The sequence below is a fragment of the Micrococcus luteus NCTC 2665 genome (assembly GCF_000023205.1).
In the GTDB taxonomy this organism is placed as follows: domain Bacteria; phylum Actinomycetota; class Actinomycetes; order Actinomycetales; family Micrococcaceae; genus Micrococcus; species Micrococcus luteus.
The window spans coordinates 2,462,382-2,489,076 of sequence record NC_012803.1; the positions used below are offsets into that span (position 1 = coordinate 2,462,382).

Below are 26,695 nucleotides of genomic sequence, written 5' to 3' on the forward strand. Positions count from 1 at the left end.
GATGACGCCGCACCCTTGGAGTGGTCCGGCGCCGCTGTGCGCGGGACGGGCTGGCCCAAAAGTCACCGGCTTCGTTGCCCTTATGTAACGCAATGAGGCGGTACAAACTATGTCCTGCTACCTGGATGTCAAGCCGTTCACTGACACTGACTACCCGCATAGCGTCTGCTATTTGGGCGCACCACAGTCCCTAGGGCGTGTTGCTAAAGTAGGGTAGTCAGCCAGTGCAGTGTCGCTGCGAGGCTGAGCCCGGCGTGATAGTTCCGGGCGTACTTGTCCGAACGCATCGCGATCCCTCGCCACTGTTTGAGCCGGTTGAAGCACCGCTCCACGACATTGCGTCCCCGGTAGCGCTGGCGCTGGTCTTCACCGAAGTCGATCGGTCTTCCTGGGCGGCGGCGCCGGTGCGCGATCTGATCGGCCCGCTCGGGGATCGTGGCCGCGATGCCATGCCGGCGCAGCCAAGCCCGGTTCGCCTTCGAGGGGTAGCCCTTGTCCGCAATCAGGCGGTCAGGCCGTATCCGGGGCCGCCCACGGGCCCCGGCAACGCTGATCTGCTCCATCGTGGTGGCCAGCATCGAGGTGTCCGCGACCTGGCCGCCGGTCACCACGAACGCCAGCACCCTGCCCTTGCCATCACAGACCAGATGAGACTTCGTCGTCAGACCGCCGCGGGAGCGTCCGATGGCATGATCAGCCGGCTCGTCCCCGGATTTCTTGTAGTTCATCCAGGCCCCCTGTGGGGCGGGGCAGGGTCGCCCCGTGCTGGTGGACGCGCACGATCGTGGAATCGATCGAGGCCACCCAGTCCAGCTCGCCAGCCTGCTGTGCCATGGACTGGGTCTTCTCCAGCACCCGCTCCCACACGCCCTGGGCGGCCCACCGGTTGAAGTTCTTGTAGATCGTGTTCCAGTTCCCGAACCGCTCGGGCAGATCCCGCCACGGCGCCCCGGTGCGGAAGCGCCACGCGGTGGCCTCGACCACCGCGCGCCGATCCACGGGCGGACGCCCGGTGGTCTTGGCTTCGGGGAACAGTGGGCCGATCACGGCCCAGACCTCGTCCGAGATGACATCACGCGACATGACCCCAGACTCGCGCATCCACGTCCCCGAACCCTTTAGCAACACGCCCTAGGGCAACCTGAACAACATGCTCGCCGCGTTGACCATCACGAGGTAGCGCCCTCCGATGCCAAGTGTTTGCTTGAAGTTCCTCGCAACGCAGCCCATCCGAGCCCTCACATAACACCCGAGCTCACAGGAGGGAACTCTCGTTAAGCAAAGCACGTACACGAATGGTGTTTTTAAAAACATTACCAGGGTACGAATTATCCGGAAAATTCTCCACAAGCGCGGCGACGATCCTCTCGCACTCGTCCTCGATCCACGAATCATAGTTCTCGATGGCAAACTCAGAGGAACTTAGATTAGTAGTTCCAATACCCCTCAAGATCAGGTGCGAAATTACACGCTTGCCATGAATTATAACTCCATTCTTCACCCCCTCCGTAAGAGGCTCTAGCTCACCGAGCTTATTCTCGACTACCTGATTCACCAGCACAGATGAAACAAGGAGTCGCGGATCAGTGGAAGGATTAAAAATCGTTCTATACCTGTCCGAGAAGAGTTGTGAAATCTCGCGTTTGACCAAGACACTCAGTTCCACATCCCGGTGCGCGCAGGCCAGAGCGATTGCCGCGCTGCGGACGTCAATTCTCTTATCGGAGGACTCCGTGAGAACATCCTCGCCCGACCGCAAAAGATACTCGAAACCCATTACCTTAATTTCGGACTTAAGGCGATGCTGTTCGGCGTCAAGGAATGCGAAATCTTGGGTAGAAACATCATTCTGGGTGTTGGCGTATCGAGTTACGAGCCTACCGAACTCGGCTTCTTCATCACTCACGACAATACAACGAATCATTACCGAGGCTGCCTCGAGAAAATCAAGGCTACCCTCGCTCTTAGAAATCCGTCCGATCGTAGAGACGGTCTGGGCCCCGTTCACAATAGATACACCCTTGGCAGTGAAGTACCCCGCTTCGCGGGTCGCAGACCCCGCGGGAGCAACCTGCATATCACGGACCACCATAGTAATTCCGTTGTTAAAGTAGGCAAAGTTTTCAGGCTCGGATGTGAGGGTCTTTCTAATGCCGTCGTTGATATCGGACCGTGGGATAACTAGGCGAATATTCTCTGCGAAAAGCTTGTGTTCATGGTCACGATACCACTGGGCAATCTGGGCAGCGTCTACACGCCCGTAAACCATCCGCCTGGGTTCATCGATCTTCCCCCAATTAAAAATCTGCATGTTGAGGTCAAGATCCATAGGCTCTCGCTCAACAATAGAGTCAAAGAGAGCACCTTGACCCAAGTGTACAAAACTCGCAATGGGCTCACTTGCTCCCCCTTCATTAACTGATGACAAAAGTTCATTCATAGACTCTTGCTGTTCCGTGGGGAGCTCTTCCTGCGCAGTTGTTACAGCAATGAAGCGCATCCGGGTGCCTGGTTTCTTCAAAATATCCGATACTGCCATACGCATTTCAGGAGATGCACTCACGGGGACGTTATCCGTCCTGATGCCTAGCAGGGTTTCGACTCCGCGGCGAAACTTTAGCAGTCCGGCCAGGTCCATTGTGCCCGATCCGTCCTGACGCCACTTTGACTGAACCAGAACGACCAACTGGGACACAAAATCAATCCCAATCGCGTCGATCCCGCGGTCCTCGCCACCGTCGATTACTTCGACAATACGCTGATTCCCACTGTCGCTTGACTCAGGAATCGTGAGATCTACGGCATAGCGGGCAAGCAAGCGGGAAAGGTTATTTACATCCGAAAGGTTTGCGTCCCAATAATCCGTCGAGTACAGCTCGCGGATACGAGTTGCGATTTGGTCCACGTGGAACTTGCTCACCTAGGGCTCCTTAGCCATCCATCAGGGGCCTAGAACCCCCCAGAACCCCCGCCATCCTGTGCGAGGTTGCTGAAGCGACTGTAGTGCCCCTGGAACCCCACCACAATGGTCTTCGTGGGGCCGTTCCTGTGCTTGGCCACGATCAGGTCCGCCTCGCCGGCGCGGGGGGACTCCTTGTCGTACACGTCCTCACGGTGGAGCAGGATCACCATGTCCGCGTCCTGCTCGATCGAGCCGGACTCGCGCAGGTCGGACACCTGCGGCCGCTTGTCCGTGCGCTGCTCACTGCCACGGTTCAACTGGCTCAACGCGATGACCGGCACGTCGAGCTCCTTGGCCAGCAGCTTGAGAGCACGGGAGAACTCGGCGACCTCCTGCTGACGGGACTCGACCTTCTTGCCCGAGCTCATGAGCTGCAGGTAGTCCAGCACCACCATCTTGAGGTTGTTCTTCTGCTTGAGCCGCCGACACTTGGCGCGGATCTCCATCATGGTCATGTTCGGGGAGTCGTCGATGAAGAACGGCGCCTCGTTCAGTCGCCCCACGGTTGCCGCGATCTTGGACCACTGGTCGTCCCGGATGGTGCCCTTGCGCAGGTCCTGCAGCGCGATCGTCGCCTCGGCGCTCAAGAGCCTCATGGCGATCTCGTTCTTGCCCATCTCGAGGCTGAAGAACACGGTGGCCATGTTGTGGTGGATGGCCGCGGCTCGCGCGAAGTCCAGCGCGAGCGTGGACTTGCCGACGGCGGGGCGCGCCGCGATCACGATCATCTGCCCGCCGTGCAGGCCCTGCGTCAGCTCGTCGAAGTCGTAGAAGTCGGTGGGGACGCCCGTCAGGCCCTCCCCCTGGTTGCCGGCCGCCTCGATCTCGTCGACGGCGTGCTCCATGATCTCCGCGAGGCGCACGTAGTCCTCGGACTGGCGGTTCTCCGCCACCTTGTAGATCTCAGACTGCGCTTCGTTGACGATCTCCTCGACCTCGCCGTCGCCCTGATACCCCAGCTGGGTGATCTTGGTGCCGGCGGTGACGAGGCGCCGCAGGACGGCCTTCTCCGCCACGATCTCCGCGTAGAAGCTGGCGTTGGCGGCGGTGGGCACGGACTGGATCAGCTCGTGCAGCACGGCGGGGCCGCCCACGCGGCTGAGCTCCTGGCGCTTGTTCAGCAGGTCCGCCACGGTGACGGCGTCCGCGGGCTCACCGCGGCCGTAGAGGTCGATGATCGCCTCGTAGATCATCTCGTGGCTCGGCCGGTAGAAGTCGTGGCCGCGCAGCAGCTCCACCACGTCCGCGATCGCGTCCTTGGAGAGCATCATGCCGCCCAGCACCGAGCGCTCCGCCTCCAGGTCCTGGGGCGGCAGGAAGCGTTCAGAGGAACGGCCGCCGTCGTAGGAGCCCGAGTCTCCGTAGTTCTCAGTCAACGTCCGGAGACTCCCTTCCCACAGCCCGCACGACGGCGGCCCTCGCCGGTCTTCCCGGCCCTGATTCCTCTGTTGTCACCGCCCGTGCCGTCGCACCCTCCTGCAGGCGGACGGTGCGACGGTCCCCGGGGCGACGGTCCGAGCGGATGCGCGCCTGTCAGTGGTCACCTGCGGCCAATACCCGCCCTCGCGTTGGGGATACCACGCGACACTACGCGCGCCGTGGAGGCTGGGCAACCGCGTTTCCCACAGGCCTTGTGGACAACGTGTGGATTCGGCGGCGTGTCGTGTGGATCGCCTGGGGACCGCTCTGGGGACAACCGCTCAGCCACTCCCAGAATCCGGCTCTGACCTGGGACGATGCGATCCCCAGAGCTGTGGAGGAAGATTCTCCGCCCCCCCTTTCGGGCCCGACCGCGGGACTTGACAGCACCCTCGTTTGCGCCCTCATCACACCGCCTGGTACACGCCTATCCACACCGTCATCCACACCCTCCACATCTGTGGACAACTCCTGTGGACAAGGTGCCCGGATCTGGGGACGGCGAAGTTGACAGCGTCTGCGCGCGGCCCCGGGTCCTCCCCGTGCCCACCTCTCCCGGCCGCCCCGGACCGCCCGGCACCGATGACTCACGCACGTCGGTGACCCGCCCCAGAGTCATTGGACGGAACGTGAGCACGGTGCTTGGGTGGAACCCGTCGTCGTGTCGTCCGCCACAGTGAGGAGTCCGCCGTGCCCCCGGCCACCACCGCTCCCTCCCCGGCCTCGCTCCCCCTCGACGGCGTCCTCGTCGCCGACTTCTCCCGCGTCCTCGCCGGCCCGCTCGCCACCATGACGCTGGCGGACCTCGGGGCGCGCGTCATCAAGGTGGAGCACCCCAAGCGCGGCGACGACACCCGCGGCTGGGCCCCGCCCCGCTCGGCGACGGGCGCCACCTACTTCGAGTCCGTGAACCGCAACAAGGAGTCGGTCGGCTGGGACCTGAAGGACCCCGAGGACCAGCGGCGGGCCGCCGCCCTGGCCGCCCGGGCCGACGTCGTGGTCCACAACCTCAAGCCCGGCACCATGGAGCGCCTCGGTCTGGGCTACGACGACGTCGCGCGGGAGAACCCGTCCGTGGTCTACGCCGCCGTCTCCGGCTTCGGCGACCGCGAGGGCCGGGACCTGCCCGGCTACGACTTCATCGTCCAGGCCGCGGGCGGTCTCATGAGCATCACCGGCGAACCGGACGCCCCGATGAAGGCGGGCGTCGCCCTCGTGGACGTGCTCACGGCCAAAGACCTCACCGCCGGCGTGCTCGCGGCCCTGCTGCGCCGCGAGCGCACCGGAGAGGGCGCCCACCTGCGGCTGAACCTGCTCTCCTCGCTGCAGGGGGCGCTCGCCAACCAGGGCCAGGCCTGGCTCGGCGCCGGCGTCGTCCCGCGGCGGATGGGCAACGACCACCCCTCGATCGCCCCCTATCAGCTGCTGGCGTGCCGGGACGCGCCGCTCGCCGTCGCCATCGGCAACGACGCGCAGTTCCGCACCTTCGCCGCAGCCCTCGGCGTCCCCGAGCTCGCCGAGGACCCGCGCTTCACCACGAACACGGACCGCGTCGAGCACCGCGAGGAGCTGCGCACCGCCCTGGAGGACGCACTCTCGGCCGAGACGGCGGCCCACTGGCGGGACGTGCTGCAGGCCGAACGGCTCCCGGTCGGCCTCGTGTCCACCGTCGCCGAGGGCGTCGAGCTGGCCGAGTCCCTCGGACTCGAGCCGACCGTCGAGGTCCAGGACCGCTCCGGCGCCCCCGCCGGCCGGCAGTTCCGCCACCCGGTGCAGTGGGACCCGCCCGTCGCGCACCCGCGCCACGCGCCCCCCGCGCTCGGCGCGGACACGGCGGCCGTCAACACCTGGCTCGACGCCCGCTGACCACCCCGCAGAGAGGACCCCCGCCATGACCACCCCGTTCCACGCCGAAGCCGACTCGTTCCTCGGCCGCGCCGACGTCGTCGGCCTGGACTCCCTGTTCTCCGCCGAGGAGAAGGCCGTCGCGCTGCAGGTGCGCGGCTTCGTGGACGAGCACATCCGCCCGCACATCGCCCGCTGGTACGACGACGCCGTGTTCCCCCGCGAGATCGTCCCCGAGCTGGGCCGTCTCGGCGTGCTCGGCATGCCCTACGAGGGCCACGGCATGCCCGGCCGCTCGGCGGTGGAGTACGGCCTCGCCGCCCAGGAGCTCGAGGCCGGCGACTCCGGCCTGCGCACCTTCGTCTCCGTGCAGGGCTCGCTCGCGATGGGCGCGATCCACAAGCACGGCTCCGAGGAGCAGAAGGCGCAGTGGCTGCCGCGCATGACCATCGGCGAGGCGGTCGGCTGCTTCGGCCTCACCGAGCCGGGCGCCGGCTCGGACCCGGCCTCCATGACGACGACGGCCCGCCAGGAGCCCGGCGGCGACTGGGTGCTCGACGGGGTCAAGCGGTGGATCGGGCTGGCCACCCTGGCCGACGTCGCGATCATCTGGGCGCAGACCGGCGAGCCCGGCGACGGGCGCGGGGTGCGCGGCTTCGTGGTCCCCACGGACACTCCCGGATTCCGCGCGGAGGCGATCACCCAGAAGCTGTCCATGCGCGCCTCGGTGCAGTGCGAGATCCACCTCGACGGCGTGCGCCTGCCCGCCTCCGCGATGCTGCCGGCCGACTCCGCCGTCGGGCTCAAGGGCCCCTTCCAGTGCCTCAACGAGGCCCGCTACGGGATCATCTGGGGTGCGATGGGTGCGGCCCGCGACTCCTTCGACGCCGTCCTCGACTATGCGATGGAGCGGCAGCAGTTCGGGGTGCCGCTGGCCTCCCACCAGCTGACGCAGGCCAAGCTCGCGGACATGGCCGTGGCCATCGGCAAGGGCTACCTGCTGGCGCACCAGATCGGCCGCGCCAAGGACGCCGGCCCGCTCACCCCCGCCATGATCTCGGCGGGCAAGCTGGACAACTGCCGCGTGGCCATCGGCATCGCCCGGGAGGCCCGCGAGATGCTCGGCGGCAACGGCATCACCCTGGAGCACTCGCCGCTGCGGCACGCGAACAACCTCGAGTCCGTGCGCACCTACGAGGGCACGGACGAGGTCCACCAGCTCACGCTCGGCCGGCACCTCACGGGCATCGGCGCGTTCGCCCCGGCCCGCTGAGCCCCGCGCCCGGGCTCAGGCGTCGTCGGCGGGCGCCTCGGGCGCCGGAGCCTCCTCGGCCACGGAGGCGAGGATCGGGGTGGCCGGCAGCTTCCGCACGCGCTTGGGGCGGCGGGCGCGGGCGGGGATGAGGGCGCGCATGTTCTCGGTCTTGCCGAAGCAGAGCAGCCGGTCGCCCTCCTCGAGGACCTTGGTGTCCGCGGGGTTGGGGAACACGGAGGTGCCGCGGTGCAGGGTGAGCACCTGCAGGTCCTTCGCGAGCAGCCCGGAGTCCTCGATGGACTGGCCCACCCAGCCGGAGCCGGCGTGCACGGTGATCTCACCGACCCCGTACCCGGTGGACACGGCCAGGCGCTGGCGCACGTCGATGTCGGGGAAGCCGGCCTGGTCCGCGACGTAGTCGATGATCGCGCCGGCCACGTCCAGGTCCGTGGCGGCCTCGATGCCCTGCAGCCCCGGGGAGGAGTTCACCTCCATGACCAGCGGGCCGTGCTCGCCCTCGAGCATGTCCACGCCCGCCACGCGCAGGCCCATGATGTGGGCCGCCCGCACGGCGGTCTCCGCGTACTCGGGCGAGAGCTCGACGCGCTCCACGGTGCCGCCGCGGTGCACGTTGGAGCGGAACTCGTCCCCCTGGGCCCGGCGGCGCATCGCGGCCACCACGCGGTCCCCCACCACGAGCGCGCGGATGTCCTTGCCCTTGGACTCCTCCACGAACCGCTGGATGAGCACCTGCTGGTTGGTGCCGTGCAGCGTCTCGATGATCGCCTCGGCCACCTTCTTGGTCGGCGCCAGGATCACGCCGATGCCCTGGGTGCCCTCGAGCAGCTTGATCACCACGGGTGCCCCGCCCACCATGTCGATCGCCGTGGAGACCTCGCCGCGGTTGCGCACGAACACGGTGGCGGGCATGTCGATCTCGTGGCGGGAGAGGATCTGTGTGGCCCGCAGCTTGTCCCGCGAGTTCATGATCCCGGCGGCCGTGTTGGGCGTGTAGACGTCCATCTGCTCGAACTGGCGCACCACGGCGGTGCCGAAGTAGGTCACCGAGTTGCCGATGCGCGGCAGCACGGCGTCGTAGCCGGAGAGGGGGCGGCCGCGGAACATCAGATCGGGCTCGTCCGAGCTGAGGTCGATGCCGAAGCGCAGGGTGTCCAGGACCTTCACCTGGTGGCCGCGCTCGAGCGCCGCGGTCTTCAGGCGCTGCGTCGAGTAGGCGCGCAGGGAACGGGAGAGGATGGCGAGCTTCATGACCGCTTTCCTGGGAGGATGAGGGGCGTGTCTGCATCTAAGCACACGGCCCCGGCCCCCCACGGCGTGCCCCCCACCGACGACGGCGCCGCTCGCCCGGGGCTGGTGGGCTGGCGCGAATGGGTCGGCCTGCCCGCCGCCCACACCCCATGGATCAAGGCCAAGATCGACACCGGCGCCCGCACCTCGGCGCTCCACGCCTTCGGCATCGAGCGGTTCACCCGCGACGGCGCCGCGTGGGCGCGGTTCGAGGTGCACCCGTGGCAGACCTCGGCCGCGGACGCGCGGACGGCCGAGCTGCCGGTGGCCGACCTGCGCACGGTCCGCTCCTCGAACGGCACGGCGCAGGAGCGCGTCGTCGTCGTGATGCCGCTGACCCTGGCCGGCCGCACGATCGAGGCGGAGGTGACCCTGACCCACCGGGACGAGATGGGCTTCCGCATGCTCGTGGGCCGCACCGCGCTGGCCGCCGGCGGCCTCCTCGTGGACCCCGCCGCCTCGTACGTGGGCGGGCAGCCGCCGCGCGGCGTGCGCCGCCGGAACCGGGGACGCGCGTGAGCCCTCGCCCCGCCCGCGCCCCCTTCGCGTTCGGCGGGGTCGAGGTGGCGGCCGGCCGCCGCCACGAGCTGTCCCTGCCGATCTCCCAGCTCGTCACCGGCGCGGACGTCACCCTGCCCGTGCACGTGCTGCACGGCCGCGAGGACGGGCCCACCGTGTGGGTCTCCGCCGCGATCCACGGGGACGAGGTGGCCGGCGTCGAGATCATCCGCCGCGTCCTGGAACGCCTGCAGCCCACGCAGCTGCGCGGCACCCTGCTGGCCGTGCCCATCGTCAACGTGCTCGGCGTGATGGCCGGGGACCGCTACCTGCCGGACCGCCGCGACCTGAACCGCTCCTTCCCCGGCTCCGCCCGGGGCTCGCTGGCCTCGCGCATCGCACACCTGATGATGACCGAGGTGATCGGCCGCTGCACCGTGGGCATCGACCTGCACACCGGCGCGGACCGCCGCTCCAACCTGCCGCAGATCCGGTGCGACCTGGAGGACCCCCAGACCCGCGCGCTCGCCGAGGCGTTCGGTGCCCCCGTGCTCTTCCACGCCCGCCTGCGGGACGGCTCCCTGCGCGCCGCGGCCCGCGAGACCGGCGCCCGCGTGCTGCTCTACGAGGCCGGCGAGGCCTGGCGGTTCGACGAGTACGCGATCGCCCCCGGCGTGGACGGGGTCCTGCGCGTGCTCGCCGCCCTGGACATGGTGGACCCCGCGGACGTCGGGCTCACCGAGCCCGGGCCGGACGCCGTCGTCGACGCCCCCGGGCCGCTGCCCGGCGAGGTCCCCGAGGAGCGGACCACGGACGTGCCCGAGGCGACCGACGCCACCGGCGAGGACACCGCCGCCGTGCACCCCGACGTCGTCGACGGCGAGCAGGACGCCCCGTACCTGGTGTGGCAGTCCACGTGGGTGCGCGCCCGCGCGGACGGCCTCGTGCACCTGCACGTCTCCCTCGGCGAACGCGTGAGCGCCGGGGACCGGATCGGCGCGCTCTACAACTCGTTCGGCCGCCGCCTCGCGCACGTGAAGGCCGAGCTGACCGGCGTGGTCATCGGCCGCACCGAGGCACCCCTGGTGCACCGCGGCGACGCCCTCGTGCATATCGGAGGATGGGACGCATGAGCGGCCGCGGGGCGCCGTCCGCGCGCCGGAGCCGCCCCGCTCAGGCCGGGGACGGGCGCCGGGCGATGGCCCGGCCGCCGTGCACGAGCCGGTAGTAGAGCAGCAGCGCCACCCCGACCCCGCCGGAGAGCAGGTACATCACCGGGATCCCGACGGCGGCCGCCACCGCGCCGAGCACCATGGGGCCGAGGCCGGTGCCGAGGTCCAGGAGCAGGAAGAACGTGCCCGTGGCGACGCCGATCTCGGTGGGTCGGACCACCTTGATCGCGATGGTCTGGAACACGCTCACCACCGGCCCGTAGGTCAGCCCCAGCAGGGCGCCGGCCACGAGCATGCCCGCCGGCTCCCGCCACAGCGCCAGCACCGCGTAGGAGACAGCCATCCCCGCGAGGATCGGGTAGACGACGGCATTGTCCCCGTGCCGGTCGTGCAGCACGCCCAGGACGGTGCGGCCCACGATGGTGCCCACGGCGAAGAGCAGGAAGAACAGGCTCGGCACCGTCGCCGGGTAGCCCTGCTGCTGCGCGAACGTGGCCATGAACGCGAGGATGCCGCCGTACATGAACCCGGAGGCCAGGGCCACGCCCGCCGCCGGCGCCACCTCCGCGGAGAACACGTCCGCCCGGTGCAGCCGGAACCGGCCCGTCAGCGGCGGCTCGGGCACGCGCAGGAACAGGGCGATCAGCAGGGCCATGCCCGTGAAGCCGATGCACGCCCGGAACAGGGCGTCGTAGCCGAGGGCCGTGCTCAGCTGCAGCGCCACCATCGGCCCGACGGCGCCCGCGATCGTCATGGACGTCGAGAACCAGCCGGTGCCCTCGGAGCGGCGCACCGGCGGGACGATCCGCTGCACGGCCGTGGCCAGCACGGTGCCGGCCGCACCGAAGCACATGCCGTTGAGCAGCCGCACCGCGGTCAACGTGGCCAGGGAGTCCGCCCAGAGGTACGCCGCCGTCGTGAGGACGTAGCAGGCCAAGGCGACGAGCAGGACCCGCCGCCGCCCCCACGCGAAGGTGGCGGGCGTCGTCGTCATGCGGGTGAGGACCGCGCCCAGCACGAACGCCCCCACCACGACGCCGGCCTCCGCGTCCGACGCGCCGAAGGACGTGACGGCGTAGAGCGCCATCGCGGTCATGAGCGTGTAGAAGATCATCGCCACGAACAGGTAGGTCGCGCTGACGAGGATGAACGGGCGCGTCCACAGCGGCGGGCGCGGGGCCGCCGTCGAGCCGGCGGGGTCGGAGGGCGGTGGGGCGGAGGGCATGGCCTCCATGTTCCCCCACAGCACGAGGCCCCGAAGAGAATCCGGCCTGAGGTTCGCGCAGGGGACCACCAGATCACTGATCGCCTCATGCTCCGGATCGGATGGGATGATGTGCAGACGGAATGAGGAGGGTATGTGCGAGTCTACTACTTCGACGACTCCGGCGACCGCAGTGGGGATCCCACGAAGCCCTACTTCGCGCTCGGAGGGTTCGGCATCGAGGCTGCCCGGGTCCCGGAGCTGGGCAGCAAGATCCGCGCCGTGGCGGAGCGTTACGGCATGCCGCTGGGGCATCCCGTCGAGTTGAAGTTCAATCAGGTCGGGCGAAGCAAGGACAACAAGCCGCGCAAGCCGCATTGGATGATCCGCGCTGGGCTGACGGACCCGAATGAACGTCGCGCGTTCGTGTACTCGGCACTGCGTGAGGCAGCTCAAGTGCCCTCCGTCGAATTCCTGTGCGTTGTCGTAGACCAGAGGCAATTGCGCGAGGAGGCTCACCCACTCAAGGAGGCCCTCACCCCCCTCCTCGAGCGCATTCAAATGAACGCAAAGAAGCACGCGACGCATGCGTTGGTCCTCATGGACGAGGAACAGGCCGATGACAAGGCATTACGGGAGGTGATGCGGAATGGGTCCGAGTTCCTGAAATATGACCGGATCCTGGACACCATCGCCTTCATCCCATCCGAAGAGAGCATCGGAATTCAGGTCGCTGACTTGGCGGCGGGCGCGATCTCCCGCTACTTCAACTCAAACGACCCCGGGTATGTCCGGACGTTCCTGCGCAGCACGGCCTGCTCTCCGTCCGGAGATCCCAATGGATATGGGGTCAAGGTTTATCCCTTCGGGCGTTTCGCCGGGCCCGCCCGGCGATCTGCCCCTTGGGGCAGCGTTGACCGCGAGATCCATCAGATCGAGTTTGCTCGGTATCCCGGAGCGACATTGGGGTGGCGAAATGACGGCGCGCCAACGTTCGTCTGGCGACACGACTGGGACAGCGGTCTCGACTGAATCTGCGTGAAAAAGAAACCGGGGGCTCCCTATTGAGAGCCACGGGGCGTTGAGAACCCCTCCCGGTCGTCAGTTCAGTGTATAGGACACCGAACAGTTGGCACCACCCTATCGCGCCCTACACACGATGATGCCCCGCCGTTCGAGTGGAACGGGCGGGGCATCATCGGGCGGATGACGCGTACTCGACGCGTTCAGAAGCGGATGATCACTTCTTGGCCTTGGCGGCCACGACCTGCAGCTGGACGGTCGCGATGACGTCCTCGTGCAGGCGGACCTGGGCCTCGTGGTTGCCCACGGACTTGATGTGGGCCGGCAGGGTGATCGAGCGCTTGTCCACGGAGCCGAGGCCGGCGGCCTCGATCGCCTCGGCGACGTCGGCGGTCTGGACGGCGCCGAACAGGCGGCCCTCCGCACCGGCGGTGCGCTCGAGCTGCACGGGAGCGGACTGGAGCTGCGCGGCCTGGGCCTGCGCGTCCTCCAGGTTCGCCACGGCGCGGGCCGCGCGGGCCTTCTGCAGGGACTCGACCTGCTTCTCCCCGCCCTTGGTCCACACGGTGGCGAAACCGCGCGGGAGCAGGTAGTTGCGGGCGTACCCGTTCTTGACCTCGACCACGTCACCGGAGGTGCCGAGACCGGCCACTTCCTGGGTCAGGATGAGCTTTGCCATCTGGGTGTTCCTTCCTTCGCTCGCTCGATCAGCCGCGGCCGGCGCCGGCGTAGGGCAGCAGGGCCACCTCGCGGGCGTTCTTGACGGCCTGGGCGATCTTGCGCTGCTCCTGGACGGTCACGCCGGTCACGCGACGGGCACGGATCTTCCCGCGGTCGGAGATGAACTTGCGCAGCAGGGCCACGTCCTTGTAGTCGATCTCGGTGATCTTGGCGGCCTTGAGCGGGTTGGACTTCGGTTTGGGCTTGCGGAGTTCAGCCTTCGCCATCGTGGTGCTCCTTCAGAGTTCTCTGGAGCCCGCAGAACGGTTCTGCGGGATGGGATCACGCGGCGTCCCATGCGGGGCACGGGGCCGTGTGCGGTGCGGCCCGGCGGTGCCGGGTCGCGGGTGGGATGGGCCGCCGGGGCGGCCCTCCGGGCGACGTGCGCCCGGACGGAGAGGTCCGTGGTGTTCCGTGTCCGTCGCGGCCGTGGGGGCCGCGCCCGGTCAGTGCAGGATCAGAACGGGGGCTCGTTGGAGGACGGGGTGTCCCATCCGCCGCCACCGCCGCCGCCGGACCAGGGGTCCTGCGGTGCGGCCTGGCCGCCGCCCTGCTGCTGGCCGCCCCAGCCGCCGCCCTGCTGGGCGCCGCCGAAGCCGCCGTCGTTGTTCCCCCCGGCGCCGCCGCCGGCCGGGGAGCCGCCGAAGCCGCCCCCCTGCTGGCCGCCGCCGAAGCCACCGCCGCCGCCACCGCCGCGCTGGGCGCGGGTGACCTTGGCCGTGGCGAACCGCAGCGCCGGGCCGACCTCGTCCACGTCCAGCTCCCAGCTGGTGCGACGGTTGCCGTCCCGGTCGTCGTAGGAGCGCGCCCTGAGGCGGCCCTGCACGATCACGCGCATGCCCTTGGTCAGCGACTCCGCCACGTTCTCCGCGGCCTCGCGCCAGACCGAGCAGCGCAGGAACAGCGCTTCGCCGTCCTTCCACTCGTTGGTCTGACGGTCGAACGTGCGGGGCGTGGACGCGACGGTGAAGTTCGCGACGGCCGCGCCGTTCGGGGTGAAGCGCAGCTCCGGGTCGGCGGTGAGGTTGCCGACCACGGTGATGACGGTCTCGCCTGCCATGGTCACTCCTGTCTTCGGGGGTTCTGCCGGTCAGTGACCGGATCCGGGGATCCGGGACTGCTCAGCGGGGTTCCGGTGGGGGCGTCGGGGACTGATCCGATGCTCTCAGACCCTCCGGACACGGTACGAGGATCACTCAGCGGTGATCTTCTGCTCCTCCGGACGGATGATCTTGGTGCGCAGGATCGTCTCGTTGAGGTTCAGCAGACGGTCCAGCTCCTGGGTGGCGGCCGGCTCCGACTGGAAGTTGACGACCACGTAGATGGCCTCGGACTTCTTCTGGATCTCGTAGGCGGTCTTGCGGCGACCCCACACGTCGATGTTGTCGACGGTGCCGCCGGCGTTCGTGACGACCTCGAGGTACTTCTTCAGGGTCGGCTCCACGGTGCGCTCGTCGACCTCAGGGTCGATCAGCACCATCAGCTCATAAGCACGCATGCGAACCCACCTCCTCTGGGCTTGCGGCCGCGGTATCTCCGCGGCAGGAGGTTCTGTGCTCGTCGTCCGTGCGATGCTCCGCGCTCTTCGGCGGCACACAGACAACCTGATGAATCCTAGCAGTTCGACGAAGGGGCGCTGGCGCGGCGTCCACGTGCGCGGGCGCCTCCCGCGCCGACGCCTCCCGCGCGTCGAGCCCGCGAGCCAGATGATTCAGTCGTTTTCCGGCCGCTTCTACGACCGAAATCTCTGGCTCGCGGCCATCCAGGAGCAGAAATCTCTGGCTCGCGCCCCCACGCGCAGCCTCACACCCCGCGGAAGAACTCCCGCACGGCCGCCGTCAGGTGCTCCACGTCCCGCACACCGCACATCTCGCGCGCCGAGTGCATGGACAGCAGGCCCAGGCCCACGTCCACGGTCCGGATGCCCAGGCGGGTCGCCGAGATCGGGCCGATGGTGGAGCCGCAGGGGACGTCGTTGTTCGAGACGAACTCCTGGAACGGCACCCCCGCCACGCCGCACCAGCGGGCGAACGCGGCCTCTCCCCCGGCATCGGTGGCGTAGCGCTGGTTGGCGTTGATCTTCAGCAGCGGGCCGTGGTTCACGCGCGGGTGGTTCACGGGATCGTGCCGCTCGGCGTAGTTCGGGTGCACCAGGTGGCCGGCGTCCGCGGACAGCAGCCAGGACCCCGCGATCGCCCGCGCCCGGCCCTGCCCGGCCACGCCGAGCGCCTCGAGCACGCGCCCCATGACCTCCTCGAGCAGCGGCCCGGCCGCCCCGGACCGCGACGCCGACCCCAGCTCCTCGTGGTCGAACGCGGCGAGCAGCGGGATCACCGGGGCGCCGGACGCCTCACCGGCCACCCCGCCCGCGACGGTCCCCTCGTACGCGATCGCCCCCTCGGCGCCGCCGTGCTCGCGCGCCAGCTCCTCGAGCGCCACGAGGCCCGCGTGCACCGAGCTCAGGTTGTCCAGCCGACCCGACGCGAAGAACTCGCCCGCCAGCCCGAAGAGTCCCGGCGCCTGGGCGTCGGCCACCACGACGTCGTGCCCACGCACCGCGGCCGGGTCCACACCGGCGGTAGCCGCGAGCGCGGTCAGCACGTCACCGGGCACGCGGGCGGCCAGACCGTCGGCCTCCGCCTCGCCGGCGTCCTCGCCGCGCGGGGCGAGCGCCCCCACGACGGGGTTCGTGTGCCGCTGCCGCTTCAGCCTCAGCCCCTCGTTGACCTCGCGGTCCAGATGGATGGCCAGCTGCGGGATACGCCCCACGGGCCCGGTCGCGGCGAGCACCTGCGTGCCGTCGTCGAGGGCGAGACGCCCGGCGAAGCGCAGCTCGCGGTCCAGCCACGAGTTCAGCAGCGGGCCGCCGTACACCTCGACGCCGGCCTGCACCCAGCCGTCGGCCGTCACGGTGGCCGGGTTCGGCTTGAGCTTGAACCCCGGCGAGTCCGTGTGCGCGCCGAGCGCGCGGAACACCGGCACGACGCCGGCGTTCGGCCCCGCCTCGTCCGGCCCGGCCGCGCGCGCCTCAGCGCCCTCGTCCCGGCCCAGCGCGCCGGCACCCGTCGGCACGATCCAGGCCACCGCCGCGCCGTCGCGCACCACGACATAGCCACCCGGGGCCGACGGGAAGTCGACCGTCTCGTCGAGGCGGGTGAAGCCGACGGCCTCCAGGCGGCGTGCGACCTCCTCCGCGGCGTGGTAACTGGAGGGTGAGGCGGTCACGAACTCGGCCAGGTCCCGCAGGTGGGCGGGCAGCTCGGCGACGGTGTCACGGGTCACGGGGGTCATGCCCCGACCGTACCGCGCCCCACCACCCCCTCCGGCTACCCTGGCCCGGAAGCGGCCCCGCCGCATCGCCCGCCCCGTCAGCGCAGGAGGAGCCCGCCGTGGACATCATGATCGCCGTCGCCGTGGGGGTCTTCCTCCTGGTGGCGTGGACCGTGGGCGGCTGGGCCATCGTGCGGATGGGCTTCACCCGGGACGGGGACGCGGCCCGCACCCCCGCCCACGACGACGGCGCCGCGCGTCCGGTGCACCCCGGCGCGGCCGCGGACCCGGCCACCGACCCCCACGTGATGTGGCGCGAGCAGATGAAGGCGGCCACGGCCGCCTCCGGGGCGCAGTGCGTCTGTCCGCCGCCGCCCCGCGAGGACGGCGCCGCCGAGACGGGGACGACCGCGCCGCCGTCGTCCCCGGACTGCCCGATCCACCGCTGGGACTACGCCTGAACCGCGGCCGGCCGGCCTGAGCGCCCCCGGGCCGGGCCGGAGTCCGCGGCGTACGCGCCGGCGAGCGGGTCGGTGTCCGGGTGGCCGCCGTGGTCGCGCTTCACGAGGTCCTCGGCCGGGTGCAGCATCTCCCACACGACGCGCCCGCACAGCCACAGCACCGCGAGCATGTGCGCGAGGATCGCGGCCACGTAGACGGAGTCGTCCATGGAGTGCTGCGGCGGGGTCTCGGCCACCCCCTTGGCCAAATACATCCACACGGCGAAGAAGTGCAGCGCCTCCACCGTCTGCCACACCCAGAAGTCCCGCCACCGCGGCAGGGCGAGCGCCAGGAGCGGGATCAGCCAGACCACGAACTGCGGTGAGTACACCTTGTTGGTGAGCACGAACGCCGCCACCACCAGGAACGTCAGCTGGGCCAGCCGCGGGGTGTGCCGCACCCGCACGCCGAGCACGAAGATCCCCAGGCAGCACACCGCGAAGGTCCCGTAGGCCAGCAGGGTCAGGGAGTCCTCCGGCACGAACGCCCACCCGGCCTGCGCGGCGGTCACGTCCCACGCGTGCCACACGCTGGACAGGCCCGGCCCGCGCTCGCCGGAGAAGGTGAAGAACACGGACCACGCCTGGAAGTTCACGACCATGAGCGGCACGTTGACCGCCGCCCACGCCGCCACCGTGCCCCCGGCCGCGAGCAGGAACGGCCGCCACCGCCGCGAGCGCACCGCCAGGATCAGCAGCGGCCCCAGGATCAGCAGCGGATACAGCTTCATGGCCGCGCCGAGGCCGAACAGCACCCCCGCCGTCAGGGACCGGCCGCGCGACCACGCGTACATGCCGCACGCCAGCAGGGCCACGGCCCACAGGTCCCAGTTGATGGTGCCGGCCAGCACGATCCCCGGGGCCACGGCCACCATGAGCCCGTCCGTCCACCGGCGCCCCGCCATCCGGACGGTCAGCACCGCGACGACGGCCCACAGCACCACCACGAACCCGAAGTTCACGAGCCAGAACACCACCGTGCCCTGCTCCGGCGAGAACGGCAGCGCCTGCGTGATCCAGGCCGCCACCGAGCCCACGACGGACATCAGCACGGGGTACTCGAACGTGGAGCCCGCCCGGAACGGCGCCCACGGGTCCGCCGCGAACCCGCGCCCGCCGTAGAGCGCGGCCCAGTCCGAATAGCAGCCCGCGTAGTAGACGTCCGGGGCGCCCCAGCCGTGCAGCAGGCACGGCGACTTCTGCAGCACGGTCACGACGGCGGCCAGAGCCACCAGCAGCCCCGTCAGCGCCACGGGCCCGGCCCAGGAGCCGGTCCCCCGTCCGGGGCCGTTCGCCGCGAGGCCGCCGGCGAGCTGGAAGCGTCCGCCGCGCTCGCCGGGGGCGGGCAGGGTCCCGGACGGTGCGCTGTCAGCGGAACGCCCGGCGGGGACACCCGGGGCGGTCACGGCGTCGCTCGGGGCGCCGTCCGCGGCGTGAGTGGGCGGCTCGCTGGGGGTCGCGGCGTGCGCGGGGGCCGGTCTCATGCCCCCATCCTAGGAAGCCGCCCGGACACCGGACGGGCGGGGCCGCCGTCGTCGGTCGTAGACTGGCGGGGTTGATCCCCGGGTGAGCGCCCCGCCGAACGGTGTGGGCCCCCCTGCGCGCGCCGCGTGCCCGCACCCGTTCCGGACAGTCGAGGAGAGAACCAGACCGTGGCCACCAATCCCATCCGCGTCGCCATCGCCGGCGTGGGCAACTGCGCAACATCCCTCATCCAGGGTGTGGAGTACTACCGCGAGGCGAAGGCCACGGACACGGTCCCAGGCCTGATGCACGTGCAGTTCGGCGACTACCACGTGTCGGACCTCGAGTTCGTGGCCGCGTTCGACGTGGACGCGAAGAAGGTCGGCCTGGACCTGTCCGAGGCCATCACCGCCTCCGAGAACAACACCATCAAGATCGCGGACGTGCCCCACGCGGACGTCACCGTCCAGCGCGGCCCCACCCTGGACGGCCTCGGCAAGTACTACGCCGAGACCATCGAGGAGTCGGAGGCCGAGCCCGTGGACGTGGCCCAGGCCCTCCGCGACGCGGAGGTGGACGTGCTGGTCTGCTACCTGCCCGTCGGCTCGCAGCGGGCCACAGAGCACTACGCCCAGGCCGCGATCGACGCCGGCGTCGCGTTCGTGAACGCCCTGCCCGTGTTCATCGCCGGCACCCCGGAGTGGGCCGAGAAGTTCACCGCCGCGGGTGTGCCGATCGTGGGCGACGACATCAAGTCCCAGATCGGCGCCACCATCACCCACCGCGTGATGGCCAAGCTGTTCGAGGACCGCGGCGTCACCCTGGACCGCACCTACCAGCTCAACGTGGGCGGCAACATGGACTTCAAGAACATGCTCGAGCGTGAGCGCCTGGAGTCCAAGAAGATCTCCAAGACGCAGGCCGTCACCTCCAACACCTCCGCGCAGCTGGGCGAGAAGGATGTGCACATCGGCCCGTCCGACTACGTGGCCTGGCTCGACGACCGCAAGTGGGCGTTCGTGCGCCTCGAGGGCCGCAACTTCGGCGACGCCCCCGTCTCGCTCGAGTACAAGCTCGAGGTGTGGGACTCCCCCAACTCGGCCGGCGTGATCATCGACGCCGTGCGCGCCGCGAAGATCGCCCTGGACCGCGGCATCGGCGGGCCGATCCTCTCGGCCTCGTCCTACTTCATGAAGTCCCCGCCCGTGCAGCACAACGACGACGCGGCGCACGAGCTCGTGGAGGCCTTCATCCGCGGCGACATCGAGCGCTAACCCGCCCGGTCCCCCGCAGACCGCGCACGACGCCGGCCCGTCACCTTCCCCGTGGAGGTGACGGGCCGGCGTCGTCGTGGGGGCGCGTGCCGCCCCGGCCACCGCGCTCAGCGCCGCACGCCGAGCCGGTCCTCGATGGTGAGCCGGACGAGCTGGGCGTACATGGCCTGGCCGTCGGCGCGGGGGTGCACGCCGTCGGCGGAGAAGTCCGTGACGTGCTGCTTCGCCACGGCGTCCCAGTCCGCCAGGACGATCCGATCCGGGTGCGCCGTGGCCTGCGCCTCCATCTGCCTCTGCACGTCGGCGATCCAGTCCATCGGGCCGTGCGGCACCACGAGCACGAGCAGCCGGTCCTCGCCGACGGCCGCCAGGATCTTCTCCCAGTCGCCCCGATGGGTGGTGCCGTTGGCGCCCAGGGCCACCACGACGACGTCGCTCAGCTGGCCGTCCGCCTTGAGCTTCTCGATCTCGTCCGCGGCGTCCCAGATCTGGTAGCCCACCTCGGCCTCGAGCAGCATCCCGGGCAGCTGCTCCATGAGCTGGGGCGCGGCCGAGAGCGAGACGGAGTCGCCGATCAGGGTGACGTCCGGGCCGAGCTCGGACGGCGGCAGGGCCGCGGTGAGCTGCTCTTTGGAGTACGTGGGGCGCGCGACGGCCGGGTCGCCGAGCCCGAGCCCGGACGGCTCGGCGGACGATCCGGGCGAGGGCGTCGCGCCCGCGGAGCCCTCCGCGTCCCCCGGGGCGGGTGAGCCGGGCGAGGCCGACGCCTCGGCCTCGGCCCGCTTCGACTGCTCCGCCGCCCGGGACTCGCGGGCCGCCTGCTGCGCCGCCTCGGCGGCCTTGAGGGACTCCTCCGCCTGGGCGATGTCCTGCTCGAGCTGGGTCTGCGCGGGCGAGTGCACCACGGCGGCCATGGCCGCCGCGGGCACGGCCACGAGCCCCAGCACCGTGGCGGCGGCCGCGAACCGGCCGATCGGCCCGGCCCCGCCCGTGAACGCCCGCCGCGCGGCCGCGCCCCAGCGGCCGAAGGCGCCCCTGAACCCCTCGTGCAGGATGGGCTCCTCGATCAGCCGGGTGCTCAGGTCGGCGAGCAGGGCGGTCAGCAGCAGGATCGCTCCCGCGGCCACGGGTTCGGCCCACCCGGGGCGTCCACGGGCACCATCACGCGCATGATCACGAGCAGCGGCCAGTGCCACAGGTACGCGGCGTAGGAGCGGCGCCCCCACCAGCGCAGGAACCCGTTGCCCAGCACGCGCGAGAGCGAGTCGCGCCGGTCACCCTGCACCACGTGCCAGACGATGAACGCGACGACGGCGGACAGGCCCGCCAGCACCCCGCGGTACGTGCTCGCGTGGCCGCCGTCGACCAGGGCGAAGCCCGCCGCGAGCACCGCGACGGCGCCCCACGCGACGGCCACCCGCGTGGCCGAGGTCCGCGGCTCGGGGCCGCCGTGCTCGGGCCGGGGCACGTGGGCCAGACCGATCGCCACGCACGCGCCGAACAGCAGGCCGAAGGCGTGGGTGTCCGTGCCGAAGTAGAGGCGGGCCTGCTCGAACCCGTGCCACGAGCCCCAGGCCATCCACGCCGCGGAGGCCACGGCCGCGACCGCGACCGCGAGGATGCGGCGTCGGTCCGCCACCCGCCCCGAGTTCACCGTGCTGCGCGGCGGCCAGGTGAGCAGGAGCAGCCCCCAGAGGAGCAGGGGCCAGAGGATGTAGAACTGCTCCTCGATCGCCAGGGACCACAGGTGCTCGAACAGAGGCGGCGAGGCGCGGTTGAAGTAGTCCCCGCCCTCGAGGATCATCACCCAGTTGCTGGTGTAGGTCAGGGCGCCGAACCATTGGCGGCCCAGGCCCGCGGGGAACTCGTCCACCGCCAGCCACGCGAGCGCGGTGGTGCCCACGAGCGCCATCAGCATGGCCGGGATGAGGCGTCGGACGCGCTTCATCCAGAAGGTGCCCAGCGCCACGCCCCGGCCCGCGTCCACACCGCGGACCAGGCCGGTGGTGATGAGGAAGCCGGAGAGCACGAAGAACATGTCCACGCCCACGAACCCGCCGCGCAGGAAGGTGGGCCAGGCGTGGAAGACGAGCACGGCGAGCACCGCGATCCCCCGCAGCCCGTCGAGGGCGGTCACCCGGCCGGGGCCGCGACTGACCCGCGTGCCGACCTTGACGGCGGGCGCGCCGTCCTGGGGCGACAGGGCATGGCGGGGCACGGGCGCGGTGCGCTGGTCGGAACTCACAGCGGTCGATCATCCCATCCGGACCTGGATGGGCCAAAGCCTCCGGCTATCCCCACCCGCCCCACCGCGTTGGGGGCGGTTTCCGGCGGTATTCCGCTCCCAAAGCACCGGTTTCCGCCCCGGAAGCGGGGGGCGGGCGCCGGTCAGTGGTTCCGCAGCGCCTCGATGAGCTCGTCCTTGGTCATGGTGGAGCGGCCCTCGATGTCGAGCTCGCGGGCCCGCTTCTCGAGCTCGTCCTTGGTCCAGTCCTCGTAGGAGCCGGCCTCGCCGCCGCGCTCGGCGACCTCGTCCCGGCCGTCCCGGGCGGACGCGTTGGCGATCCGCGCGGCCTTCTCCTCGCTCGCGCCCTCGCGGCGCAGCGCCTCGTAGACCTCGGGGTCCTTGATGCTGGACGTGCCGGGGCCCATGGGGGCACCGTTCTTCTCGGTCTTCTTCTCAGCCATGCGGCCAGTGTGGTCCCGGCCCGACGACGGGTGGAAGGCCCGCCGCGCCGCCTCAGCCCTGCTGGGCCTCCGGCTGCTCGGCCCACCAGCGCCGCAGCTCCGCCTCGGCCTCGGCCTGCTCGTGCGGGCCCTCGTCGAGACGCCACTCGAGCAGGTGGCTGTACGCCCGCCCCACCACCGGGCCCGGGCGGATCCCCAGCAGCGCCATGATCTGCTGCCCGTCCAGATCCGGCCGCACGGCGGCGAGCTCCTCGGCCTCGGCGATCTCGGCGATGCGCCGCTCGAGGTCGTCGTACGCGTGGGCCAGCCGCTCGGCCTTGCGCCGGTTGCGGGTGGTCACGTCCGAGCGGGTCAGCGCGTGCAGGCGGGGCAGCAGGTCGCCGGCGTCGTGGGCGTACCGGCGGACGGCGGAGTCGGTCCAGCCGGCGTCGCCGTAGCCGTAGAACCGCATGTGCAGCTCCACGAGGCGGGCCACCGCCTTGATGGTGTCGTTGTCGAACTTCAGGGCGCGCAGCCGCTTGCGGACGAGCTTGGCGCCCACGGTCTCGTGGTGCCGGAAGGTGACGGCCCCGCCCTTCTCGAAGCGGCGCGTGGCCGGCTTGCCGACGTCGTGCAGCAGCGCCGCCAGGCGCAGCACGGGGTCGGGGGTCGACGGCGCGTACTCGCCCTCCAGCTCCATGGCCTGCTCCAGCACGGTCAGGGAGTGGGCGTAGACGTCCTTGTGGCGGTGGTGCTCGTCCGACTCGAGCTGCAGGGCGGGCAGCTCGGGCAGGATGTGGTCGGCCAGGCCGGTGCGCACGAGCAGGTCGAGGCCGGCGCGCGGGTGCGCACCGCACACGAGCTTGACGAGCTCCTCGCGGACGCGTTCGGCGGAGATGATCGTGATCCGCTCGGCCATCGCGGTCATGGCCTGCTCCACCTCGGGGGCCACGGCGAAGCCGAGCTGGGAGGCGAAGCGGGCGGCGCGCATCATGCGCAGCGGGTCGTCGGAGAAGGAGTCCTCAGGGGTGCCGGGGGTGCGCAGCACGCCGGCGTGCAGGTCCCGCATGCCGCCGAAGGGGTCCACGAGCTCGAGGGCGGGCAGGCGCAGGGCCATGGCGTTGACGGTGAAGTCGCGGCGCAGCAGGTCGTCCTCGAGGCTGTCGCCGAAGGCCACCTGCGGCTTGCGGCTGGCCGGGTCGTACTGCTCGGCCCGGTAGGTGGTGACCTCGAGCTGCCAGCCGGCCTTGCGGAAGCCGATGGTCCCGAACCGCCGCCCCACGTCCCACGTGGCGTCCGCCCAGCCGGCGCCGACGGCCTCGGACGCGTCCGGGTCGGCGTCCGTGGTGAAGTCCAGGTCCGGCGACGGCCGTCCCAGGAAGAGGTCGCGGACCGGGCCGCCCACCAGGGAGAGCTCGTGGCCGGCGGCCTCGAACCTCCGCCCCAGCTCCACGACGACGGCGGGCAGGGTGGCGTCCGCGGGGAAGCCGGGGGGCAGCGCGTGGGTGGCGGTGGTCAGATCCATGATGCCTACAAGGGTGCCAGACGGTCCCGGCACGGGCCCGCGCGGGCCGGGCTAGAGTTGACGGCATGACCCGCCCCGATCCCTCCGCGCACCGGGGCGCCCCCCTGCCCTCCGCGCTGGGGGCGTGGCGTCGCCGGCCGCAGCCGCCTCTGCGCCCCGTCACCTCGGCCCCCGCGGGACCCCGTTCCGCCGCAGCCGCCTCCCTGCCCACGGTGGAGGAGGTCTCCGCCGGCGGCGTCATCGTCCGCGAGCATGACGGCGGCCTCGAGGTGGCCGTGATCGCCCGCTACAACCGCGGTGGCCGGCTCGAGTGGTGCCTGCCCAAGGGCCATCCCGAGGGCGAGGAGGACCACCGGCAGGCGGCCGTGCGCGAGGTGGAGGAGGAGACCGGGATCGCCGGCCACATCCTCGAGCCGCTCGGCGCGATCGACTACTGGTTCACAGTCGCCCGGCACCGCGTCCACAAGACCGTGCACCACTTCCTGCTGCGCGCCACGGGCGGCGAGCTGACCACGGAGAACGACCCGGACCACGAGGCCGTGGACGTCGCATGGGTGCGCCTCGAGGACGTCGCGCGCCGCCTCTCCTTCGCCAACGAGCGCCGGATCGTCGACCTGGCCCGCCAGGTGGTCGACCAGCACTTCCCCCCGGGCGGTGCCCGGGGCCCCCGCCCCTGATCCACCGCCCCCGGCACGGGGCCTTCCGACCACGATTGGGTGACCCTTGAGCAGCAGACCCGCCCCGCGCCGAGCGCAGGACCCCGCCCACGCCGGCGTCGCCGACGAGGAGCCGACGACGACGGACCCCGCCCCCGCCACGGATCCGGCCGCCGTGGACCCCGCGGACGAGACCCCCGAGGGCGAGCGCCGCGCCGGCCGGTCCACCGCGATCATGGCCTCCGGCACGCTCCTCTCCCGCGTGCTGGGCCTCGTCCGTGCGACGCTGGTGACGGTGGCGATCGGCCTGTCCGCGGACATGGCCGACATCTTCGAGATCGCCAACTCCCTGCCGAACGTGATCTACCTGCTCCTGGTGGGCGGCGTGTTCAACGTCGTGCTCGTGCCGCAGCTGATCAAGCACGCCCGCGACGCCGACCGGGGCGCGGACTACACCTCCCGCCTGATGACGCTCGGCACGCTCGTGATGCTCGCCGGCACGGTGGTGGTCATGCTGGCGGCAGCCCCGCTCATGACGGCCCTGACCCGCGGCTGGTCGCCGGAGAAGCTCGAGATGGCCACCGTGTTCGCCCTGTGGTGTCTGCCCCAGGTGTTCTTCTACGGCATGTACGCGCTGGTGGGGCAGGTGCTCAACGCCAACGGACGCTTCGGCGCCTACATGTGGGCGCCGGTGCTGAACAACGTCGTCGCGATCGGCGCGATCGTGCTGTACCTGGGCATGTTCGGGGCGTACCGGGCCGGGGACGACCTCGCTGGGTGGACGAGCGCACAGACGGTCGTGCTGGCCGGCGGCCACACCCTGGGCGTCGTGCTGCAGGCCGTGATCCTCTTCCTGCCGCTGCGCGGGCTCGGCCTGGGTCTGCGCCCGCGGTTCGGCTGGAAGGGCATCGGCCTGCGGGACACCGGCCGGATCGCCGGGTACACCCTGATCACGATGGTCGCCACGAACGTGGTGCTCCTGCTGTGCCAGCGGTACGTCACCTCCGCCACGGAGGCCCGCGACCGCGGCGAGCTGCGCATCCCCGGCACGGAGACCTGGAGCGCCGAGATGGCGCAGGCGGCCATCCCCGGTGTGGCCGCGTACAACATGGCGATGCTGATGGCCGTGCTGCCCCATTCGGTGTTCGTGCTCTCCCTGGCCACCGTGCTCTTCAACCGGCTGGCCCGCGCCATGGGCCGCCAGGACATGTCCGCGGTGCGGCGCACGACGGCGCAGGGTCTGCGCGCGTTCACCGTGCCGCTGATGTTCTGCCTCGCCGGCGTGGTGGTCCTGGCGGGCCCCCTGGGCCGCGTCTTCGGCTCGACGGCCGAGACGGCGATGGTGGCCGGCGTCGCGGTGGGCTCGGTCCTGCTCGCGCTGGCGCTGTCCATCCCGTTCCGCTCGGGCTCCTTCTACCTGCTGCGCGTGTTCTACGCCGCCGAGGACGCCAAGGTGCCGATGGTGGTCCAGGTCAGCGGCTCGCTCCTGATGCTGCTGCTCTCGTGGGCGGGCGCGATGCTGCTGCCGCTGTGGTCCATGGCCCTGTGGGTCGCGGTCGCCTCGTCCGTCTCGTACGTGTACCAGTTCGTCCTGACCCATGTGCTCACCGTGCGCCGGTTCGGGGACTACGGCCTCGCATCCGTGCTGCGTGCCCACGTCCAGACCGGCCTGGCCGCGCTGGCCGCGGCGGCCGCGGGCGTCGTCGTCGTGTGGCTGCTGGGCGGGTACACCGGCGGGTTCGCGTGGAACTCCATCGGGACGGCGCTGCTCACGTGCGCGGTGGCGGCCGTGGCGATGGGTCCGGTGTACCTGATGGTGCTGCGGGCCATGCGGTTCCCCGAGCTGGACGACGCCCTCCGGCCGCTCGTCGCCCGCGTGCCGGCGCTGGGTCGTCTGCTGCGCGTCGGCTGATCTCTGGCCGCGACGGCCACG

The 26,695-nt window shown here is 70.7% G+C and carries 23 protein-coding genes and 1 pseudogene; 9 read left to right on the forward strand and 15 right to left on the reverse strand.

From position 1 onward, the window contains the following. Positions 1 to 203: 203 nt before the first annotated feature. From MLUT_RS23755 to dnaB, 3 genes and pseudogenes are all read right to left on the reverse strand, one after another. Positions 204 to 1,101 (reverse strand): annotated as a pseudogene (locus MLUT_RS23755) (IS5 family transposase). Between the two features lie 154 nt (positions 1,102 to 1,255). Further along, entirely contained in the window at positions 1,256 to 2,920 is a 1,665-nt protein-coding gene (locus MLUT_RS23760; protein ID WP_231936618.1) for an AIPR family protein, read from the reverse strand. A gap of 29 nt (positions 2,921 to 2,949) precedes the next feature. Then, positions 2,950 to 4,338 carry a replicative DNA helicase gene (gene dnaB, locus MLUT_RS23000; RefSeq protein ID WP_010079804.1) on the reverse strand — a complete coding sequence of 463 codons (1,389 nt, stop codon included), beginning with the start codon at positions 4,336 to 4,338 and terminating at the stop codon, positions 2,950 to 2,952. A gap of 733 nt (positions 4,339 to 5,071) precedes the next feature. Between dnaB and MLUT_RS23005 the strand changes: the two genes are divergently transcribed. Then, entirely contained in the window at positions 5,072 to 6,247 is a 1,176-nt protein-coding gene (locus MLUT_RS23005; protein ID WP_012751156.1) for a CaiB/BaiF CoA transferase family protein, read from the forward strand. A 25-nt stretch (positions 6,248 to 6,272) separates the two neighbouring features. Continuing rightward, positions 6,273 to 7,499 (forward strand): acyl-CoA dehydrogenase family protein, encoded by a 1,227-nt coding sequence (locus tag MLUT_RS23010; RefSeq protein WP_010079802.1) that lies wholly within the window; start codon positions 6,273 to 6,275, stop codon positions 7,497 to 7,499. Positions 7,500 to 7,514: 15 nt separating this feature from the next. On the opposite strand, the gene rimK is transcribed toward MLUT_RS23010, so the two are convergent. Then, the gene (rimK, locus tag MLUT_RS23015) at positions 7,515 to 8,750 is read right to left on the reverse strand and encodes a 30S ribosomal protein S6--L-glutamate ligase (RefSeq protein WP_010079801.1); all 1,236 of its coding nucleotides are present in this window, start codon (positions 8,748 to 8,750) and stop codon (positions 7,515 to 7,517) included. Between the two features lie 27 nt (positions 8,751 to 8,777). On the opposite strand from rimK, the gene MLUT_RS23020 reads away from it, so the two are divergent. Beyond that, positions 8,778 to 9,308 (forward strand): ATP-dependent zinc protease family protein, encoded by a 531-nt coding sequence (locus MLUT_RS23020; RefSeq protein WP_010079800.1) that lies wholly within the window; start codon positions 8,778 to 8,780, stop codon positions 9,306 to 9,308. Further along, positions 9,305 to 10,420 (forward strand): succinylglutamate desuccinylase/aspartoacylase family protein, encoded by a 1,116-nt coding sequence (locus MLUT_RS23025; protein WP_010079799.1) that lies wholly within the window; start codon positions 9,305 to 9,307, stop codon positions 10,418 to 10,420. Before MLUT_RS23020 ends, MLUT_RS23025 begins: the two co-directional genes overlap by 4 nt. 40 nt (positions 10,421 to 10,460) lie before the next feature. Here MLUT_RS23025 and MLUT_RS23030 read toward each other — a convergent pair whose 3' ends face one another. Continuing rightward, positions 10,461 to 11,684, reverse strand: coding sequence for an MFS transporter (locus tag MLUT_RS23030; RefSeq protein ID WP_010079798.1), 1,224 nt, complete (start codon positions 11,682 to 11,684; stop codon positions 10,461 to 10,463). A gap of 135 nt (positions 11,685 to 11,819) precedes the next feature. Here MLUT_RS23030 and MLUT_RS23035 point away from each other — a divergent pair, with 135 nt between their 5' ends. Further along, complete coding sequence (locus MLUT_RS23035) at positions 11,820 to 12,695, forward strand: DUF3800 domain-containing protein (RefSeq protein ID WP_012751158.1); 876 nt, start codon at positions 11,820 to 11,822, stop codon at positions 12,693 to 12,695. A gap of 208 nt (positions 12,696 to 12,903) precedes the next feature. Here MLUT_RS23035 and rplI read toward each other — a convergent pair whose 3' ends face one another. From rplI to MLUT_RS23060, 5 genes are all read right to left on the reverse strand, one after another. Beyond that, a complete protein-coding gene (rplI, locus tag MLUT_RS23040; protein WP_010079796.1) occupies positions 12,904 to 13,365 on the reverse strand; it encodes a 50S ribosomal protein L9 in 462 nt (153 codons plus the stop codon). A 28-nt stretch (positions 13,366 to 13,393) separates the two neighbouring features. After that, a complete protein-coding gene (rpsR, locus tag MLUT_RS23045) occupies positions 13,394 to 13,633 on the reverse strand; it encodes a 30S ribosomal protein S18 (protein WP_002857788.1) in 240 nt (79 codons plus the stop codon). A 230-nt stretch (positions 13,634 to 13,863) separates the two neighbouring features. Then, complete coding sequence (locus MLUT_RS23050; RefSeq protein ID WP_010079795.1) at positions 13,864 to 14,466, reverse strand: single-stranded DNA-binding protein; 603 nt, start codon at positions 14,464 to 14,466, stop codon at positions 13,864 to 13,866. A 132-nt stretch (positions 14,467 to 14,598) separates the two neighbouring features. Continuing rightward, positions 14,599 to 14,904: a 30S ribosomal protein S6 gene (gene rpsF / locus MLUT_RS23055; protein ID WP_002857790.1), complete on the reverse strand. Its 306-nt coding sequence runs from the start codon at positions 14,902 to 14,904 to the stop codon at positions 14,599 to 14,601. Between the two features lie 305 nt (positions 14,905 to 15,209). Then, positions 15,210 to 16,697, reverse strand: coding sequence for a M18 family aminopeptidase (locus MLUT_RS23060; protein ID WP_010079794.1), 1,488 nt, complete (start codon positions 16,695 to 16,697; stop codon positions 15,210 to 15,212). 107 nt (positions 16,698 to 16,804) lie between these two features. Here MLUT_RS23060 and MLUT_RS23065 point away from each other — a divergent pair, with 107 nt between their 5' ends. Then, positions 16,805 to 17,137 carry a hypothetical protein gene (locus tag MLUT_RS23065; RefSeq protein WP_231936634.1) on the forward strand — a complete coding sequence of 111 codons (333 nt, stop codon included), beginning with the start codon at positions 16,805 to 16,807 and terminating at the stop codon, positions 17,135 to 17,137. Here MLUT_RS23065 and MLUT_RS23070 read toward each other — a convergent pair. Next, positions 17,128 to 18,660 carry a glycosyltransferase family 87 protein gene (locus tag MLUT_RS23070; RefSeq protein ID WP_010079792.1) on the reverse strand — a complete coding sequence of 511 codons (1,533 nt, stop codon included), beginning with the start codon at positions 18,658 to 18,660 and terminating at the stop codon, positions 17,128 to 17,130. The two genes, MLUT_RS23065 and MLUT_RS23070, sit on opposite strands and share 10 nt — an antisense overlap. A gap of 168 nt (positions 18,661 to 18,828) precedes the next feature. On the opposite strand from MLUT_RS23070, the gene MLUT_RS23075 reads away from it, so the two are divergent. Beyond that, complete coding sequence (locus MLUT_RS23075; RefSeq protein WP_010079791.1) at positions 18,829 to 19,914, forward strand: inositol-3-phosphate synthase; 1,086 nt, start codon at positions 18,829 to 18,831, stop codon at positions 19,912 to 19,914. Between the two features lie 107 nt (positions 19,915 to 20,021). Here the strand turns inward: MLUT_RS23075 and MLUT_RS23080 are convergent, their stop codons facing one another. The 4 genes from MLUT_RS23080 to MLUT_RS23095 all read right to left on the reverse strand — a co-directional run bounded on the left by MLUT_RS23080 (position 20,022) and on the right by MLUT_RS23095 (position 24,106). After that, positions 20,022 to 21,041, reverse strand: coding sequence for an acyltransferase (locus tag MLUT_RS23080; protein WP_010079790.1), 1,020 nt, complete (start codon positions 21,039 to 21,041; stop codon positions 20,022 to 20,024). Continuing rightward, complete coding sequence (locus tag MLUT_RS23085; protein ID WP_010079789.1) at positions 21,014 to 22,159, reverse strand: acyltransferase family protein; 1,146 nt, start codon at positions 22,157 to 22,159, stop codon at positions 21,014 to 21,016. The genes MLUT_RS23080 and MLUT_RS23085 overlap by 28 nt, the downstream gene beginning before the upstream one ends. A 143-nt stretch (positions 22,160 to 22,302) precedes the next feature. Next, complete coding sequence (locus MLUT_RS23090) at positions 22,303 to 22,602, reverse strand: DUF7218 family protein (RefSeq protein ID WP_010079788.1); 300 nt, start codon at positions 22,600 to 22,602, stop codon at positions 22,303 to 22,305. A gap of 52 nt (positions 22,603 to 22,654) precedes the next feature. Further along, entirely contained in the window at positions 22,655 to 24,106 is a 1,452-nt protein-coding gene (locus tag MLUT_RS23095; protein WP_010079787.1) for a CCA tRNA nucleotidyltransferase, read from the reverse strand. A gap of 65 nt (positions 24,107 to 24,171) precedes the next feature. On the opposite strand from MLUT_RS23095, the gene MLUT_RS23100 reads away from it, so the two are divergent. Both MLUT_RS23100 and murJ read left to right on the forward strand, forming a co-directional pair. Then, on the forward strand, positions 24,172 to 24,783 hold the full coding sequence (locus tag MLUT_RS23100; RefSeq protein WP_010079786.1) for an NUDIX hydrolase: 612 nt from the start codon (positions 24,172 to 24,174) through the stop codon (positions 24,781 to 24,783). 46 nt (positions 24,784 to 24,829) lie between these two features. Next, entirely contained in the window at positions 24,830 to 26,674 is a 1,845-nt protein-coding gene (gene murJ / locus MLUT_RS23105; RefSeq protein ID WP_002857806.1) for a murein biosynthesis integral membrane protein MurJ, read from the forward strand. Positions 26,675 to 26,695: the final 21 nt, after the last annotated feature.